Source organism: Mycobacterium sp. SMC-18, assembly GCF_045310895.1.
GTDB lineage: Bacteria > Actinomycetota > Actinomycetes > Mycobacteriales > Mycobacteriaceae > Mycobacterium.
Map to the genome: position 1 here is coordinate 15,573 of NZ_JBJIAL010000021.1, position 15,084 is coordinate 30,656.

13 protein-coding genes and 2 tRNA genes are annotated in these 15,084 nt (G+C 67.2%); 10 read left to right on the forward strand and 5 right to left on the reverse strand.

The window, feature by feature from the left end; all coding sequences use genetic code 11:
• Positions 1 to 179: 179 nt before the first annotated feature.
• Positions 180 to 253 (reverse strand) — tRNA-Gly (locus ACJH6J_RS18590).
• A gap of 122 nt (positions 254 to 375) precedes the next feature.
• Between ACJH6J_RS18590 and ACJH6J_RS18595 the strand changes: the two genes are divergently transcribed.
• From ACJH6J_RS18595 to ACJH6J_RS18610, 4 genes are all read left to right on the forward strand, one after another.
• Positions 376 to 452 (forward strand) — tRNA-Pro (locus ACJH6J_RS18595).
• 39 nt (positions 453 to 491) lie between these two features.
• Positions 492 to 1,988: a trigger factor gene (gene tig / locus ACJH6J_RS18600; RefSeq protein ID WP_318985546.1), complete on the forward strand. Its 1,497-nt coding sequence runs from the start codon at positions 492 to 494 to the stop codon at positions 1,986 to 1,988.
• A 185-nt stretch (positions 1,989 to 2,173) separates the two neighbouring features.
• Positions 2,174 to 2,767 (forward strand): ATP-dependent Clp protease proteolytic subunit, encoded by a 594-nt coding sequence (locus ACJH6J_RS18605; protein WP_020102210.1) that lies wholly within the window; start codon positions 2,174 to 2,176, stop codon positions 2,765 to 2,767.
• An 11-nt stretch (positions 2,768 to 2,778) separates the two neighbouring features.
• Entirely contained in the window at positions 2,779 to 3,414 is a 636-nt protein-coding gene (locus tag ACJH6J_RS18610) for an ATP-dependent Clp protease proteolytic subunit (RefSeq protein ID WP_318985673.1), read from the forward strand.
• 57 nt (positions 3,415 to 3,471) lie between these two features.
• Here ACJH6J_RS18610 and ACJH6J_RS18615 read toward each other — a convergent pair whose 3' ends face one another.
• Entirely contained in the window at positions 3,472 to 4,506 is a 1,035-nt protein-coding gene (locus ACJH6J_RS18615) for a hypothetical protein (protein ID WP_406784480.1), read from the reverse strand.
• The gene (locus tag ACJH6J_RS18620) at positions 4,503 to 4,823 is read right to left on the reverse strand and encodes a hypothetical protein (protein ID WP_406784479.1); all 321 of its coding nucleotides are present in this window, start codon (positions 4,821 to 4,823) and stop codon (positions 4,503 to 4,505) included. Before ACJH6J_RS18620 ends, ACJH6J_RS18615 begins: the two co-directional genes overlap by 4 nt.
• A 201-nt stretch (positions 4,824 to 5,024) precedes the next feature.
• On the opposite strand from ACJH6J_RS18620, the gene ACJH6J_RS18625 reads away from it, so the two are divergent.
• From ACJH6J_RS18625 to clpX, 5 genes are all read left to right on the forward strand, one after another.
• Entirely contained in the window at positions 5,025 to 6,239 is a 1,215-nt protein-coding gene (locus tag ACJH6J_RS18625) for a hypothetical protein (RefSeq protein ID WP_346414367.1), read from the forward strand.
• The gene (locus ACJH6J_RS18630) at positions 6,236 to 6,730 is read left to right on the forward strand and encodes a hypothetical protein (protein WP_406784478.1); all 495 of its coding nucleotides are present in this window, start codon (positions 6,236 to 6,238) and stop codon (positions 6,728 to 6,730) included. The genes ACJH6J_RS18625 and ACJH6J_RS18630 overlap by 4 nt, the downstream gene beginning before the upstream one ends.
• A 19-nt stretch (positions 6,731 to 6,749) precedes the next feature.
• Positions 6,750 to 7,871: a BTAD domain-containing putative transcriptional regulator gene (locus ACJH6J_RS18635; protein ID WP_346414369.1), complete on the forward strand. Its 1,122-nt coding sequence runs from the start codon at positions 6,750 to 6,752 to the stop codon at positions 7,869 to 7,871.
• A 44-nt stretch (positions 7,872 to 7,915) separates the two neighbouring features.
• Positions 7,916 to 8,569 (forward strand): RsiV family protein, encoded by a 654-nt coding sequence (locus tag ACJH6J_RS18640; RefSeq protein ID WP_406804352.1) that lies wholly within the window; start codon positions 7,916 to 7,918, stop codon positions 8,567 to 8,569.
• 341 nt (positions 8,570 to 8,910) lie between these two features.
• The gene (clpX, locus tag ACJH6J_RS18645; RefSeq protein ID WP_346414371.1) at positions 8,911 to 10,191 is read left to right on the forward strand and encodes an ATP-dependent Clp protease ATP-binding subunit ClpX; all 1,281 of its coding nucleotides are present in this window, start codon (positions 8,911 to 8,913) and stop codon (positions 10,189 to 10,191) included.
• Between the two features lie 52 nt (positions 10,192 to 10,243).
• Here clpX and fdhD read toward each other — a convergent pair whose 3' ends face one another.
• Together fdhD and ACJH6J_RS18655 are read right to left on the reverse strand one after the other, a co-directional pair.
• A complete protein-coding gene (gene fdhD, locus ACJH6J_RS18650) occupies positions 10,244 to 11,068 on the reverse strand; it encodes a formate dehydrogenase accessory sulfurtransferase FdhD (RefSeq protein WP_212812326.1) in 825 nt (274 codons plus the stop codon).
• Positions 11,056 to 13,359 (reverse strand): FdhF/YdeP family oxidoreductase, encoded by a 2,304-nt coding sequence (locus ACJH6J_RS18655; protein WP_406804353.1) that lies wholly within the window; start codon positions 13,357 to 13,359, stop codon positions 11,056 to 11,058. Before ACJH6J_RS18655 ends, fdhD begins: the two co-directional genes overlap by 13 nt.
• A 330-nt stretch (positions 13,360 to 13,689) precedes the next feature.
• On the opposite strand from ACJH6J_RS18655, the gene ACJH6J_RS18660 reads away from it, so the two are divergent.
• Positions 13,690 to 15,069, forward strand: coding sequence for an MBL fold metallo-hydrolase (locus tag ACJH6J_RS18660; RefSeq protein ID WP_346414372.1), 1,380 nt, complete (start codon positions 13,690 to 13,692; stop codon positions 15,067 to 15,069).
• Positions 15,070 to 15,084 lie beyond the last annotated feature (15 nt).

Here is a 15,084-nt window from a genome sequence, read left to right on the forward strand (position 1 = left end):
CGTGTGGACGCAATATATTGGTCGCTCGGTCAATAAATATCAGGCGCTACCGGGCAAAGTCATTTTTCGGCAGGCGCACCGCTGTCGCGCCGCCGCCCGGCGGCGCGGTCCGGGCACGGGGCGCGGCGTCAGAAAACGGGCCCCAAATCAAAAGGACCGGCCTGGTCAGGCCGGTCCTCTGGAGCGGGCGACGGGAATCGAACCCGCGTAGCTAGTTTGGAAGACTAGGGCTCTACCATTGAGCTACGCCCGCGTGCACTGCTGCGATCACAGTACCGGCAGACAGTACCGGGACAGCGGCCGCCAATCCAATTGATGGTGTCGCGTGTCTAGGACGTAGTATCTCGACCGCGGTAATGCGACCGCGACGAGGCACGGGGTGTAGCGCAGCTTGGTAGCGCATCCGCTTTGGGAGCGGAAGGCCGCAGGTTCAAATCCTGTCACCCCGACCACCGACTGATGGCAAGTATCAAAAAACAAGGAGTAACGCTGTGAAGAGCACCGTGGAGCAGTTGAGCCCCACCCGGGTTCGCATCAACGTGGAGGTGCCCTTCACCGAGCTTCAACCCGAGTTCGACCAGGCCTACAAGGAGCTGGCCAAGCAGGTCCGCCTGCCCGGCTTCCGTCCCGGCAAGGCCCCGGCCAAGCTGCTCGAGGCCCGCATCGGCCGCGGCGCGGTCCTGGAGCAGGTCGTCAACAGCGCCATCCCGGCCCGCTACGGCGAGGCCGTCACCGCCCAGGACGTCAAGCCGCTGGGCCAGCCCGAGATCGACATCACCAAGCTCGAGGACAACGACGAGCTCGTCTTCACCGCCGAGGTCGATGTCCGCCCGGAGATCACCCTCCCGGACCTGAAGGCCCTCACGATCACCGTCGACCCGATCGTCGTCAACGACGACGAGGTCGACGCCGAACTGCAGAACCTGCGCGCCCGCTTCGGCACCCTGACCGGTGTCGACCGCGCGGCCGCCGACGGCGACTTCGTCTCGCTCGACCTGTCGGCCACCGTCGACGGTGAGGACGTGCCGGAGGCCAAGACCGAGGGCCTGTCGCACCAGATCGGCTCCGGTCAGCTGATCGAGGGTCTCGACGAGGCCATCATCGGCCTGAAGGCCGGCGAGTCCAAGGAATTCCCGACCACGCTGGCCGCCGGCGAGCACGCCGGTAAGGAAGCCCAGGTCACCGTCACCGTCAAGTCGGTCAAGGAGCGCGAGCTGCCGGAGCCCGACGACGACTTCGCCCAGCTGGCCAGCGAGTTCGACACCATCGAAGAGCTCAAGGAGAGCCTGGTCGCCCAGGTGCGCCGGGTGAAGCAGATCGGCCAGGCCGAGCAGATCCGCGACAAGGCCGTCGAGACCCTGCTGGAGCAGATCGAGGTGCCGCTGCCCGAGGCCATCGTCCAGGCGACCGTCGACGAGACCGTCCACAACGCGATCCACGGACTCGACCACGACGAGGCCAAGTTCGAGGAGCAGCTCAAGGAGCAGGGCAGCAGCCGCGAAGAGTTCGACGCGGACACCCGCACCAACGCCGAGAAGGCCGTCAAGACCCAGCTGCTGATGGACGCCATCGCCGACGAGCTGGACGTCAAGGTCGGCCAGGGTGACCTGATGGAGCGCATCGCCCTGATGGCCCGCCAGTACGGCATCGAGCCGCAGCAGCTGATCCAGATCCTGCAGCAGAACAACCAGCTGCCGTCCATGTTCGCCGACATCCGTCGCGGCATGACGATCGCCGCTGTGGTCTCCGGTGCGACCGTCACCGACACCGACGGCAACACCGTCGACACCGCGGAGTTCTTCGGCCCGGCCGGCGACGCCGAGGCCGAGGTCGCCGAGGCTGCCGACGAGGCCGAGGCTCCCGCCGCCGACGAGCCCGAGGCCGTCGAGGACGAGAAGCCCGCCAAGGCCAAGAAGGCGAAGGCCGAGGCCAAGGACGAGAAGCCGGCCAAAGAGAAGAAGGCCAAGAAGGCGAAGGACGAGGATTAATTCCTCGAACCCCGATCGTGGTACAGGTGCCGCAGGTGTCTTCAGTGATGCCTGCGGCACCGTCCGCTCTCCGGCGACTGTGACGCTGTGAGCGAACTAGACCGCGTCGGGGACTCGCGGCCGTCGGCCGTTGGTTAATGTCGTGTGGACGAACTCGAGAAAGCAGGTATCCAGTCGTGACTGACATGCGTTCAAGCGCACCGGGGCTCAACCTCACGGACTCGGTCTATGAGCGTTTGCTTGCCGAGCGCATCATCTTCCTGGGGTCGCAGGTCGACGACGACATCGCCAACCGGCTGTGCGCGCAGATTCTGCTGCTGACGGCCGAAGACCCGTCCAAAGACATCCACATGTACATCAACTCGCCGGGTGGCTCGATCAGCGCCGGCATGGCGATCTTCGACACCATGGAGTTGTCGGAGTGCGACATCGCCACCTACGCGATGGGTATGGCGGCGTCGATGGGCGAGTTCCTGCTGGCCGCCGGTACCAAGGGCAAGCGACATGCGCTGCCGCACGCGCGCGTCCTGATGCACCAGCCGCTCGGTGGCGTCACCGGTAGCGCAGCGGACATCGCCATCCAGGCCGAGCAGTTCCACGTCATCAAGAAGGAAATGTTCCGGCTCAACGCCCAATTCACGGGCAAGAGCATCGAGCAGATCGAGGCCGACTCCGACCGCGACCGCTGGTTCACCGCGCAGGAAGCGCTGGAATACGGCTTCGTCGACCACATCATCACCCGTGCAAACCTCAACGGCGGCAAGGGAGCCTCGAAGTGATCTCCAAGCATCTGAACCCGGAGCTGGCTCCGCAGGCCCGCTACATCCTGCCGCAGTTCAGCGAGCGCACCCACCTCGGTGAGCGCATCGTCGACCCCTACGCCAAGCTGTTCGACGAGCGCATCATCTTCCTGGGTGCCCAGGTCGACGACGTGTCCGCCAACGACGTGATGGCCCAGCTGCTGGTGCTCGAGTCGCAGGACCCCGATCGCGACATCACGATGTACATCAACTCGCCGGGTGGCTCGTTCACCTCGCTGATGGCGATCTACGACACCATGCAGTACGTCCGCGCCGACATCCAGACGGTCTGCCTCGGTCAGGCCGCCTCGGCCGCTGCGGTGCTGCTGGCCGCCGGTACGCCGGGCAAGCGCATGGCCCTGCCGAACGCCCGTGTGCTGATCCACCAGCCGTCGCTCGGTGGCGTCATCCAGGGGCAGTTCTCCGACCTGGAAATCCAGGCCGCCGAGATCGAGCGCATGCGCACCCTCATGGAGGAGACGCTGGCGCGGCACACCGGCAAGGATGCCGCGACCATCCGCAAGGACACCGACCGCGACAAGATCCTCACCGCGACCGGCGCCAAGGACTACGGGATCATCGACACGGTCCTGGAGTACCGCAAGCTCTCGGCCCAGAAGGCCTGAGTCCCACAACGTACAGCGGCCGCCAGCCTGTTCAGGCTGGCGGCCGCTGACGTTTGTTCAGCCCTTGGCTGCGGCAGTCTTCGCGCCGCCGGACGACGCGCCGCCCTTGGCGGCCTTCTTGTCCTTGGCCTTCTTGTCGGTCGCCTTCTTGCCCTTCGTCGAATCGTGTTGCGCTGACGACGAATTGTCGGTGCCGGACTCGGACTTCTCCGGCTTGGTGTCCGGCTTGGTGTCGGGCTTTTCCGGCTTGGTGGCCGGCGCCGGATCGCCACCGGGCTTGGTGGACGAATCGTCGGTCCCGTCCGTCGTCTTGGCCGGCGTCGACGGGGTGCTTGCGGTCGGCGTCGGAGAAGTCCGCTTGGTACGCGACTTGCTGACGGACTTGGTGGGCTTCTTCTCGGTCTGGGTGGACGGCTTCTCGGCGGCGGCGGCGTCGTTCGTGCCGGCGTTACCGGTCGCGGGGGAGTCCGGCTCCGACGACTTGTCCGTCGCGGCGGTCGCGCGCGGCGTGGTCGACGCCACCGACACGGTGGACGGCAGCTCCGGCTTCACCACTTTGAACGGCAGCGCCTTGCCCGTCACCAGGACCGAGATGAAGTTCGCGACGGCGATGGCCGGTGACAGCGCCGCGAACGCCGCGCCGGCGATGGGCGCGAGCGGAGCGAGTGCCGACGGCAGCTGCAGTCCGGATGTCAGCGCAGACGGCACTGCCGCCAACGTCGAGCCGGCGGCACCGGCCGCATCGGTCACCCGCGTCTTGACGGTTTCGATGGCCTGCTGGACCGGGTTGGCCGCGGTCGGGGACGGGGTCGCGGCGGCGGACTCCGGGCTCGCGGTTGCCGCTGCCGGGGCGGCGGCAGCCGGGACCAGCGCCGTCACCACCTGAGTCAGGTTCGCGACCAAGTCGTATGCGAACGTTCCCACCACCTGGAACGGGAGGGTGAACGCATACGACACCAACGCGATCGGTAACCACGGGAGGTAGAAGGGATCGGTGGCCGCGCGATTCAGCATCACCAGCGGTATGGAGATCACGGATACCGCGGTGCTCTTGGCCGCCTCGACCACGGCCACCCCGAGGGCTTTGATCACGTCGACGACGAGACCGCCGGCAGTGGCCAGAGGGTCGGTGGCGGCCAGGGCACCGGCCCCGCGAACGTGTCCGTCGCCGCGGCGGCCGTGATCTGCTCGCGCAACTCCTCCTCGCGGGTTGTCATCTCCTGGACGAACGCCGCGAACTGGACCGCGCGACTATCCAGGCGCGGGGCGCTGATGGGCGCGGCGTGCGACTGGATGGCGAGCTGCCCGTTCGGTGTCAGGACGCAGGCGGCCGCGACGACGCCCGCCAGCGGCAGGCATTGGAGCCGTCGGCGCGCGGTGGCGGTCGTGGCGGGGCTGGGGTGATTCATCGCGCGGTGGCCTTCCCGTATTCGATTGCGTGCGTTGATCGCCGGGGAGTGGTCCTCCCCGGCAAGAAGACTAATTGACGCAGCTGGAACATTATGTCGAATGTCGAAGGCCGCCGCTCGGCGCGCGCCAAGAATTCACCAAGACGACCACCGCACCCTGTGACACGACCACGAATTCCGGCCATTCGAACAGGACCTGCCATGAGTCGACACCCACACCGCACCGCCGCCGCTCTGGCCTCGGCCGCCCTGGCCGTGTCCCTGACGGTCGGATTGCCAGTGGCCCAGGCGAATCCGACTCCCGATGCCGCGATGCAGGTGCCGTGGAACCAGGTCGGTGACGGCTGGACCCTGGCCACCTGGAATCCGGTCGCCGCACGCCGTCCGGGTGAGCGGCCCGCGCCCGACGAGGCGCCGCCCGAGAAGGCCGCCGACACCCTGTACCTGATCGATCCGGCGGGGCACCGGTACGCCATCACGACGTTCGCGCCCAACGACAAGGGGTGGAAGCCGCATCTGCTGGACTGGTCGGGTGACGGCGGTCGGGCGCTGTTCTCGATGGGTGACGACACCGTCATCGTGGTCGATCTGCACACCGGCCACCAGACGTCCTTCCCGACGCGCGCCTCCGCCCGTTTCAGCCGCCCGAACGGCCAGGCGATCGTGCTGTCGAGCAGCAGCCAGGACCAGCCGAGCACCTTGCAGCGCGTCGACCTCGCCGGCAACGTGCAACTGACCTACCCGACCGAGAACCTCGCCGGCGCCGGCCGATTCGGCGGCGACTACCTGGAAACCCCCGACGGCACGACGCTCGTGCTGTCGACGGCCAACCGGCGCAACGACGCGGCCCCGCGAACGGACAACAGCTTCGTGCTCATGGGCAATGACGGCACCGTCGGGCGGGTGCTGCCGGTACCGATGCCCGGCGCCGTCTGCCGGACGACGCGGTGGCTGGCACCAACGGATTTCGTCGCCAGTTGCACGGCGCAGAAGTCCGCCGGAAGCCAGCTGTGGAAGGTGCCGATCGACGGCTCGGCGCCGACCGCGCTCACCGCCGTCAACAACGCGAAGAACGAACCGGGATTCGACGGCGACTACGGCGATATCGACGCCTGGCAGTTGCCCAGCGGCACCTTCGTGCAGTCGCTCGGTGCTTGTGGCGTCATCTTCCTCTCCCGCGTGACCGCCGACGGGCATACCGAACGGGTCCGGGTGCCGGGCGCGGGCAACAACATCGACGTCGTCGGGGCGTCCGGCGACTCGTTGATCCTGAAGTCGACGAGCGGCTGCAGCCCGTCGACGGCGCTGATGGCCTACGACCCAGCCGTCAACGCCACCAAGGTGCTGCTCGGCCCCACCGTGAACGACGGCCGCGTCGTCGACGCCATGACATTCGCGGAGGGCTACCGGTCATGAGGCGGTTCGCGTCCGCGCTGGTGGCCGTCGCTGCCGCGGCCACCCTGTCGCCGGCCGCGCACGCCGACGACCAGCTGACCGCCGAGGCCTGCGGCTGGGTGCACCCCGACGAAGCCGCGGTCTTTCTCGAAGGTCCGGCGACGGCCGAACCGATCCGGACCCAACTGCCCGAATTGTCTTGTGTCTACCGGGCTTTCGACGAGCCACTGGGGCGGCGGAGCCTGGAATCCGACGTCCGGTTCGCCGATGCGTTCCCGTGGGACGCCGCGACGACATTCCGCCAGGTGGCCGAGTGGCCCAGGGCCACCGCGGTCGACGGCGTGGGCCTCAAGGCGGTCTGCACGTACGAACCGAATGTCACGCCGCCGTCGACGACGCTCACGGTGCTGTTGACGGGCGAACGGATCTATCGCGTCACGGGCAGTTACGTGTGGCGGTGCGAAACGCTGAAGACGTTCGCGGAACTGGCAATAGCCCGCATCGGCCGATAGCACCCGATACCCTCGGCCCATGCGGCCGACCGGAATCGATTTCGGTGTTCTGGGCACGCTGCGGATGGCCGTCGACGACCGCGTCGTCTCGCTGGGCGCACCCAAGCAGCGCGCGGTGTTCGCGATGCTGCTGCTGAGCCGCGGCCGCCCGGTGTCGGTGGACGCGTTGATCGACGCGGTATGGGAGCAGTCACCGGCCGCGGCCGCCCGCACCGCGCTGCACTCCTACATCTCCAATCTCCGAAAGATCCTGGCGGAGTCCGGAATGCCGCGGGAGACCCTGGCCGCCGCCCCGCCCGGATATCGACTCGACGTGCCGGAGGACGCGACCGACCTGGGGCGCTTCGAGAAGGAGAAGGTCGCCGGGGTACGGGCGGCGGCCGCCGGTCAGTTCCCGTCCGCGGCGGTACACCTGTCGGCGGCTCTGGCGCAGTGGCGGGGTCCGGTCCTCGGCGACCTGTCCGACTTCGCCTTCGTCGATGCCGTCGCGGCCGCGCTGGTCGACGAGCGCATTTCCGTGGAGACCGCACGTGCGGAAGCCGAAATCGCCTGTGGCCAGGCTGCTCTGGTGATCGGCCCACTGGAGACCCTCGTCGCCGAACACCCGTACCGCGAACCCCTGTGGGCGCAGTTGATCACCGCGTACTACAGCTGCGGACGACAGGCGGACGCGCTCGACGCGTTCCGCCGCGTGAAGTCCATCCTGGCCGAGGACCTCGGTATCGATCCCGGCTCGGCGATAAGTGCCCTGCAGCAACGCATTCTGCGTCAGGAACCACTCGACGTACAGGGCGCCGCGCAGGCGACGGCGGTGCACACCATCGGCCGGCTGCGGTCCGGCTCGACCCGGTCGACCGCATCCCGGGCGGGGCTGCGCGACGCGTCCGGGCAATGGTTTGCCTTGCGCGCGATGGCGACCCGCATCGGTCGCCTGGCCGACAACGACATCGTGCTCGACGCGGCAGACGTCAGCCGCCACCACGCCGTCATCGTCGACGCGGGCACCGGACCGGTGATGGTGGACCTGCGCTCGGCCAACGGCGTGTACGTGCAGGGCACGCGCATCGAGGCCAACACAAACCTGTTCGACGGCGACCGTATCCGCATCGGCGCGCATGAATTCACCCTCGAACTCCGGTAGGGCACGCCAAGAATCTGCCAAGGGCTGCGGCGAACCATGTGGGCATGAGGATTTCGGTTCTTGCCCTGGCCGCGGTGGTGACGTTCCTGAGCGTCGCGCCGGCGGCGTCGGCGCAGCAGGCGTGTGGTGCCCTGGGCGGGACACCCGACGCCACCGGCATGTGCCGGATCCATGAGGTCGGTACCGGATACGAACGGACCGTCGCTTTCCCGGTCGACTATCCGGACCAGCGGGCGGTCGCGGATTTTCTGGCCCAGGACCGCGACGGTTTCGTCGGCTGGGTGGACAAGTTCGGCCGCGGCCGGGGGTATGAGGAGACCGTGACGCCGACGATGTACCGCTCGGCGCGGAGCCAGAGCCTGGTGCTCAAGGTCGTCGACCCGACGGGCCTGGCCCACGAAGGACATCCCGACATCCGGTACCGGACCTTCACGTACGGCGCCGGCGGACCGGTCACCATCGACTCGCTGTTCGGCCCGGGCTCCGATCCGGTGGCGATCCTGACGCCGGTGGTGCAGAGCGCGTTGAAGGCGCGCAACGCGGCGCTGATCGAACCGGACCGCGCCTCGTACCGGAACTTCGCGCTCACCGACGACGCCGTCACCTTCTTTTTCGGCGAGAGCCAGCTTGCGGGCAACGGTGGCCCGCTCACGGTGGCGGTGCCGGTCGACGAGCTGGGCGGTCGGCTCCAGGGATAGCCCGCACGGGTCGGGTGCTTGCGCTGGCCGCGAAATGCGTCGGCAGCTTCGATGTGCACACGGTAGGGTTGCGGATAGGTGAACAGCCCTGATCAGAGGCCTGCCGAGCCAACGCCACCCGGCGCCGGAAAGACACGCCAGAATCACGGTCAGCGCGCCGAGGGGTGGCAAGCCACCGATCGGGCTATGTTCTCCTGCACACGGATAAATACCACCGGAGCGATTCGACCCTTTCGGTCGCACCGCGACGGAGCGAACGGGTAGCGTCGGGATCACACCCGCAGTAACCCACTATCTGGTGTAACGACTGACGGCGACCGGAGAAAGTAGGGCCTCACCCCATGGCGCGCATCGGAGACGGCGGTGACCTGCTGAAGTGCTCGTTCTGTGGAAAGAGCCAGAAGCAGGTCAAGAAGCTGATTGCTGGACCTGGCGTCTACATCTGCGACGAGTGCATCGATCTCTGCAACGAGATCATCGAGGAGGAGCTGGCCGACGCCGACGACGTCAAGCTCGACGAGCTGCCCAAGCCCCAGGAGATCCGGGACTTCCTCGAGGGCTACGTCATCGGTCAGGACAACGCCAAGAAGACGCTGGCCGTGGCCGTCTACAACCACTACAAGCGCATCCAGGCGCAGGAGAAGTCGCGCGACTCCCGGGGTGAGCCGGTCGAGCTCGCGAAGTCGAACATCCTGATGCTCGGGCCGACCGGTTGCGGCAAGACCTACCTGGCGCAGACCCTCGCCAAGATGCTCAACGTGCCGTTCGCGATCGCCGACGCGACCGCGCTGACCGAGGCCGGCTACGTCGGCGAGGACGTCGAGAACATCCTGCTGAAGCTGATCCAGGCCGCCGACTACGACGTCAAGCGCGCCGAGACCGGCATCATCTACATCGACGAGGTCGACAAGATCGCCCGCAAGAGCGAGAACCCGTCGATCACCCGCGACGTGTCCGGCGAGGGCGTGCAGCAGGCCCTGCTGAAAATCCTCGAGGGGACGCAGGCGTCGGTACCGCCGCAGGGCGGTCGCAAGCACCCGCACCAGGAATTCATCCAGATCGACACCACCAACGTGCTGTTCATCGTGGCCGGTGCGTTCGCGGGCCTCGAGAAGATCGTGTCCGACCGGGTCGGCAAGCGCGGTCTGGGCTTCGGCGCCGAGGTGCACTCCAAGGCCGAGATCGACACCCAGGACCACTTCGCCGAGGTGCTGCCCGAAGACCTGATCAAGTTCGGCCTGATCCCCGAGTTCATCGGCCGTCTCCCGGTCGTGGCGTCGGTGACCAACCTGGACAAGGAATCGCTGGTGTCGATCCTGTCCAAGCCGAAGAACGCCCTGGTCAAGCAGTACGTCCGGCTCTTCGAGATGGACGGGGTGGAGCTGGAGTTCACCGGCGACGCCCTCGATGCCATCGCCGACCAGGCCATTCACCGCGGCACCGGTGCCCGTGGCCTGCGCGCCATCATGGAAGAGGTCCTGCAGCCCGTGATGTTCGACATCCCGAGCCGCGACGACGTCGCCAAGGTGGTCGTCACCAAGGAAACCGTGCAGGACAACGTGCTGCCGACCATCGTGCCGCGCAAGGCCCCGCGCTCGGAGCGTCGCGACAAGAGCGCATAGTTCTCTCCAATGGAAAAGCCCCCGCCGCGGCGGGGGCTTTTTCGTTTCACCGCTATCGGGCGATGCGGTCCGGCCGGGTGTAGACGTTCATCGACTCGCCGCGGAGGAACGCCACCAGGGTGAGCCCGGCCTGGCTGGCCAGGTCGACTGCCAACGAGGACGGTGCGGACACCGCGGCGAGCACCGGGATGCCGGCCATGACGGCCTTCTGCGTCAGTTCGAACGAGGCCCGGCCGCTGACCAGCAGGACGGTGCCGGTCAGCGGAACGCGGCCCTGCTCGAGCGCCCAGCCGATCACCTTGTCGACCGCGTTGTGGCGGCCGATGTCCTCGCGGGCGACGAACATCTCGCCGTCGGCGCTGAACAGCGCGGCGGCGTGCAGTCCGCCGGTGCTGTTGAACACCTTCTGGGCCTGCCGCAGCTGCTGGGGCAGGGCCGACAGCGTGGCGTTGGTGACCGTCGTCGGGTCGTCGCCGGGGGAGTAGTGGCTGACGGTCCGGACGGCGTCGATCGACGCCTTGCCGCACACGCCGCACGACGAGGTGGTGTAGAAATTGCGCGTCACGTCGACCGAGGGCGGCGGGACGTGCGGTGCCAACATCACGTCGAGCACGTTGTAGGTGTTGGTGCCGTCTTCGGTGGCGCCGCGGCAGTAGGCGACGCGGGCGATGTCGTCGCGGTGCGCGATGACGCCCTCGGTGAGCAGAAACCCTTGGGCCAGTTCGACATCCGAGCCCGGCGTCCGCATGGTGACGGTGAGGGGAGTGCCGTTGACCCGGATTTCCAGGGGTTCTTCGACAGCCAGGGTCTCCGGGCGGGAGACCGCGCCGCCGGCGGTGACGTGTTCGGCTCGGCGCCGTGCGGTTACCCGACCCACGGTTCCAGCCTGATCACCACGGCTTTGGACACCGGCGTATTGGATTTCCGGGCAGTGTGGTCCAACGGGATCAACGGGTTGGTCTCCGGGTAGTAGGCCGCGGCGTTGCCCGCGGGCGTCGAATAGGGCACCACCAGAAAGTCTTTCGCACGGCGCTCCTGGCCGTCGAACTCGGAGACCAGGTCGACACGGCTGCCCTCGGCCAGGCCGAGCGCCGCGATGTCGGCCGGGTTGACGAACACCACGCGCCGGCCGCCCTTGACGCCGCGGTAGCGGTCGTCCAGGCCGTAGATGGTGGTGTTGTACTGGTCGTGGCTGCGCAGGGTCTGCAGCACCAGCCGGCCCTCGGGCACGGGCACCCATTCGAGGGGCTCGATCGAGAAATTGGCTTTGCCTGTGTGCGTGGGGAATTCGCGGGAATCCCGGGGCGGGTGAGGCAGCTGGAAGCCGTCCGGCCGGCGGACCCGGGTGTTGTAGTCGGCGCAGCCGGGGACCACGTCGGCGATGGCGTCGCGGATGCCGTCGTAGTCGGCGTTGAAGGATTCCCACGGCACCGGGTGCGCCGGCCCGAGCAGGGTCCGGGCCAGCTGGCAGACGATCGCGACCTCGCTGCGCACCTGGTCACTGGGTGGGGTCAGGCCACCGCGCGACAGATGCACCATCGACATCGAATCCTCCACCGACACCACCTGTTTACCTCCGGCCTGGAAGTCTTTGTCGGTGCGGCCGAGGGTGGGCAGGATCAGTGCGGTGCGGCCGTGGATGACGTGGCTGCGGTTGAGCTTCGTCGAAATCTGTACCGTCAGAGCGCAATTGCGCATCGCCGCGGCGGTGACGTCGGTGTCGGGCGTGGCCGAGACGAAGTTGCCGCCCATGCCGATGAAGACCTTGGCGTGCCCGTCACGCATGGCCCGGATTCCGTCGACGGTGTCGTGACCGTGCTTGCGCGGGGAGGTGATACCGAACCGGGCGTCCAGCGCGGCCAGGAACTCTTCGGGCATCTTCTCCCAGATGCCCATGGTCCGGTCGCCCTGCACGTTGGAGTGGCCGCGCACGGGACACACGCCCGCCCCGGGCTTTCCGATCATGCCGCGCATGAGCAGCAGATTGGTGGCCTCACCGATGGTGGCCACGGCGTGCTTCTGCTGGGTCAGGCCCATCGCCCAGCAGATGATGGTGCGCTCCGAGCGGACCAACGCGTCGGCGACCCGCTGCAACTGGTCGCGGCTGATGCCGCTGGCCGCGGTGACGATGTCCAGATCGACTGCACGGGTTCGGGATTCGTAGTCGTCGAAGCCGGCGCAGTGCCGGTCGACGAAATCGCGGTCCACCACGGTTCCGGGCGCCCGATCCTCGGCCTCCAGCAGGAGCCGGCCCAGGCCGGCGAACAGCGCCATGTCGCCGCCGATGCGGATCTGTACGAACTCGTCGGCGATGGGCACCCCGTGGCCGACGACGCCGTGCACCTTCTGCGGGTCCTTGAACCGCATCAGTCCGGCCTCGGGCAGCGGGTTGATCGCAATGATCTTGGCGCCGCGTGCTTTTGCCTTCTCCAGCACCGACAGCATGCGCGGGTGGTTGGTGCCCGGGTTCTGTCCGGCGATGACGATGCAGTCGGCGTGGATGACGTCGTCGACGGTGACCGAGCCCTTGCCGATGCCGATCGACTCGACCAGCGCGGTGCCCGACGACTCGTGGCACATGTTGGAACAGTCCGGCAGGTTGTTGGTGCCGAAACTGCGCGCGAGCAGTTGGTACAGGAAGGCGGCCTCGTTGCTGGTGCGGCCTGAGGTGTAGAACAGCGCTTCGTCGGGGCTGGCGAGGGCGTTCAGCTCGTCGGCGATCAGTCGGTAGGCGTCGGCCCAGTCGATCGGACGGTAATGGCTGTCGCCGGGCGCCAGCACCATCGGATGCGTGAGGCGGCCCTGCTGGGACAGCCAGTATTCGGGCTTCTCGGCAAGTTCGGCGACCGAATGCCGGGCGAAGAATTCCGGGGTGACGCGGCGCCGCGTCGCCTCCTCGGCGACGGCTTTGGCGCCGTTCTCGCAGAACTCGGCCAGCTTGCGTCCGCCGTGTTCCTCCGGCCACGCGCAGCCCGGGCAGTCGAAGCCGTGCCGCTGGTTGATCTTGGTCAACGTTTCCGCGGTGCGCAGCGGCCCCATCTGCTCGATGGTGCGGCGCATGCTGACCATCACGGCCTTGACGCCGGCGGCCTCGTGCTTCGCCCCCGTGACCGCTACGTCGTGTTCGTCGTAGGTGGCATCGACGTCGTTGTCGCTGACAGTGGTCATTCTCCCAATCTAATCCTCACAATCGGCCGGATCAGGCCGAGAGACGGCGTTGGTGATCGGCATTTCAGATGCACCGATAGGCGGCACCTATCACTGGTCGGTACAGCGCCGGTGACCCGCAACGCTGAGGTAGCGCGGGCAGCAGGCAGCGGTGCGGGACCTAAGTCTCTAGGCCGGGCATATGGGTCGGGGTAGCTTTCAGGAGAGCGCGAAAAATACCCCCACCCGTATTTTCGTAAGTTGGAATAAGATACCCCCGGGGGTATATTGAATACCCGTGAGGGTATAGCTCAGAGTGGTGCTACCCAATGAGGAGAAAGAAGATCGACGATGATCCTGCAGCAGTACTACCTGGACTGTCTGTCGCACGCGTCCTACCTGATCGGTGACGAAACCACCGGCCGCGCAGTCGTTGTGGACCCGCAGCGCGATGTGGCCGGGTACCTTGCCGATGCCAAGGAGCTTGGGCTGACCATCGAATTGGTCATCGAGACCCACTTTCACGCAGACTTCCTCTCCGGTCACCTCGAGCTCGCCGAGGCCACCGGCGCGAAGATCGTCTACTCGGCTGTCGCCGAGACCGAGTTCGAGTCGGTCGGTGTCGCCGACGGTGAGCGGTACTCGCTGGGCGACGTGACGCTCGAGTTCCGGCACACGCCCGGGCATACCCCGGAGTCGATGAGCGTGGTGGTGTACGAGCACGCCGACGACCAGACGCCCTACGGCGTCATGACCGGGGACACTCTGTTCATCGGTGATGTCGGTCGCCCCGACCTGCTGGCCTCGATCGGTTTCACGCGAGAAGAACTGGCGGACAAGCTGTATGAGTCGCTGCACAACAAACTGATGACGCTGCCCGATGCGACGCGGGTGTATCCGGCGCATGGCGCGGGCTCGGCTTGCGGCAAGAATCTGTCGACCGATCTGTGGTCGACGATCGGCGACCAGAAGGCGACGAACTACGCACTACGTGCCGCCGATAAGGCGACGTTCATGAACCTCGTCACCGAAGGGCAGCCGCCCGCGCCGGGTTACTTCGTCTACGACGCGATCCTCAACCGCAAGGATCGCGAGCTGCTGGACGAGACCAAGATGCCGTCGGCCCTGACCTATGAGCAGGCTCGCGCGGCGATCGACGCCGGCGCTGTCCTCGTGGACGGCCGTGGCCCCGAAGAATTCGCGCAGGGTCACCTGCGCGGCGCGGTCAACATCGGCCTGCAAGGTCGTTACGCCGAGTTCGCCGGCTCAGTCCTGCCGTCCGACGTCGATATCGTGCTGTTCACCGAGCCCGGCGAGGAGCTCGAGGGTAAGAACCGGCTCGCCCGGATCGGCTTCGACCGGGTGATCGGCTACGTGGCAGAGCCGTACGCGGCGCTGGTCGCGCACCAGAATGACGTGCAGGTGGCATCGAGGTTGACCACCAAGGCATTTGGCGAAAGGGCCGCCGAGCTGCCGAACCTGCAGATCGTCGATGTCCGCAACCCCGGCGAGGTCGCGGCCGGCACCATCCCGAACGCCGTCGCCATCCCGGTGGGCCAGTTGCCCGCCCGGATCGGCGAGCTCGACCCCGCCAAACCGACCGTGGTCTATTGCGCCGGCGGCTACCGCTCGTCGGTCGCGGCAAGTCTGTTGCGGCGGAACGGATTCGACGACGTCAGCGACATCTTGGGCGGGTATGGCGCCTGGGCACAAGCCGTCGAGAACGCCTGAAGACAGGAGACATCA